The organism is Chitinophaga sp. (assembly GCF_036566945.1).
Lineage (GTDB): Bacteria > Bacteroidota > Bacteroidia > Chitinophagales > Chitinophagaceae > Chitinophaga.
In genome coordinates this window covers 1-2,364 of record NZ_DATCVJ010000177.1, presented here as the reverse complement: position 1 = coordinate 2,364, position 2,364 = coordinate 1, and the positions used below count along the sequence as shown (strand labels likewise).

Annotated in this window: 1 protein-coding gene and 1 pseudogene; both read left to right on the top strand. The window is 46.1% G+C overall.

The genetic code is table 11. The annotated features are described in order from the left end of the window. Positions 1 to 82 precede the first annotated feature (82 nt). Positions 83 to 2,020 (top strand): penicillin-binding protein 2, encoded by a 1,938-nt coding sequence (gene mrdA, locus VIP81_RS05045; protein ID WP_331957382.1) that lies wholly within the window; start codon positions 83 to 85, stop codon positions 2,018 to 2,020. Positions 2,021 to 2,050: 30 nt separating this feature from the next. Further along, positions 2,051 to 2,364 (top strand): annotated as a pseudogene (locus VIP81_RS05040) (rod shape-determining protein RodA); the annotation flags it as partial.

Here is a 2,364-nt window from a genome sequence, read left to right as displayed (position 1 = left end):
AAAAATAAACAACAAAATGTGGGCGCTTTTAGCTTTGTGCTTTAAGCTTTCCGCTATTTTTGTAATTAAAACATATCCGTCCTTGTCAGTATTTAATCAGCCCAGGAAGAGAGTAATACAGATGATTATACTTGGGATGGTAATTCTGATCATCACCAGGTTATTCTTTCTGCAAATAGTGGAGAAGAAATATGCCAAGCTCGCAGATGCCAACGCCGTGCTGCGCAAGGTGATATATCCCAGTCGTGGTATCATTTACGATCGGCAAAATCGTAGTATCCTCGGTAATGATGTACTGTATGACCTCGTGGTTACGCCCGCCAGCGTTAAAAGCATTGATACCGCCTATCTCTGTAATATCTTAAAAATAGATAAAGAAGAATTCAGAAAACGTATTATCACCGCTATTGTGAAAAACGGGCGGGTAAGACAATCCGTTTTTGCTCCGCTCCTGGCACCCGAAGTATTCGGTCAGCTCCAGGAAAGCATGTACCTGTTTTCTCCCGGCTTTGAACTGGTACCCCGGCAAATCCGCTCCTACCCTTATGCTGCTGCGGCTAACATTCTCGGGTATATTGCGGAAATTTCCCCGGCCATGTTAAAAGACACGGCAAACTATAACTCTTACAATTCCGGCGACTATCTTGGTTTCACAGGTTTGGAGAAAACCTATGAGCCGGTGTTGATGGGACAACGCGGGATACAATACCTGATTAAAGATAACCTCAACAGACCGCAGGGCGCCTATGAAAACGGCGAATTTGATAGTGCGGCGATAGCTGGTAAAAATCTGCGACTGTCGCTGGATATAGAATTACAGGTATTGGGTGAAAAATTAATGAAAGGCAAATCGGGCAGTATCGTGGCCATAGATCCGCAAACAGGCGGTATCCTGGCTATGGTGAGTGGTCCTAGCTTTGATCCAAACCTCCTGACAGGTCCGTACAGAAGTGCCAACTTCAGCAAACTGTATACAGATACGACCAAACCACTCTTTAATCGTGCCATCCAGGCAACCTATCCGCCCGGCTCTACTTTTAAGCCGATGATAGCACTGGTAGGACTGGATGAAGGGGTTATTACACCCAGTTTTGGTTATCCCTGTGGTGGAGCCTATTATGGCTGTTCACGCCCCATTAAGTGTGAACACCACGATGCGGGGCACGCCGCTAACCTCCGACTGGCACTATCGCACTCCTGTAACTCTTACTTCTCACACGTGTATCGCTTAAGCGTAGATGCGGCGAAATTTGGCGGCATCAAAGTTGGCGGTATGCAGAAGTGGGCCGACTATATGAACACTTTCGGATTTGGACATAAGATAGGTGTGGATATCCCAAGTGAAGGACGTGGCCTGGTACCGGATAAAAAATATTATGATGCCCGTTACAAAGGCAGCTGGAATTCCTGTACGTCCGTGTTTTTGGGGATTGGACAGGGTGAATTACTGTTAACACCTTTACAAATGGCCAACGCCATGTGTATTGTGGCAAATCGTGGTTCCTACTATATTCCTCACTTTGTAAGCAGTATTGATAATGATAACAGTCACCTGCTTGATAAATACAAGCAAAAGCACGAAGGAGCGCATATCTCGGATTCTGCGTACAGCGCGGTAATCCATGGTATGACAGATGTGGTGGAAAGTGGTACTGGTCGTATTGCGCAGATCGAAGGGATTACCATTGGTGGTAAAACCGGTACAGCAGAAAACTATGGTATCGTGAATGGTGTTAGGGTGAAGTTGAAGAACCACGCGATGTTTGTGGCCTTTGCACCTGCGGAGCATGCACGTATAGCCATTGCCGTAGTGGTGGAAAACTCCGGCTTTGGTGCCAAGTATGCGGCGCCTATTGCCAGTTTGATGATGGAGAAATATCTGAAAGACAGCATTTCCACCAAGCGGCAGCCGTTGTTGAAATCCGTAATGGAAACCGTAACAATAGACCCGGCCATGTTGGCGAAATCGCATCTGGATTCCTTGAATAACAATGCCATCATAAAGAAGAACAAGCCTTAACCAATCATCGAATAAACCGATTTATTTATAATGAACCGCTCGCAAGCCAAACTGACACAAGGGATAGACTGGCCAATAGTTGGCCTGTACCTCGCATTGGTGATCATCGGCATTATGTCCATTTTTGCTGCGGAATACCGGGGTGATGACAATGTATGGCTGGATATTATCCATCCTGGTAAAAACTATTCCCGTCAGTTAATCTGGTTGGGAATATCGTTGGTACTGGCGGCTATTATCTGGCTTACGGACAGTAAGTTTTTTACAGCCACGGCTAACCTGGCCTATGCAGGAGGGCTGCTACTATTGCTATTGGTATTGGGGATCGGTAAAGACGTTAAGGG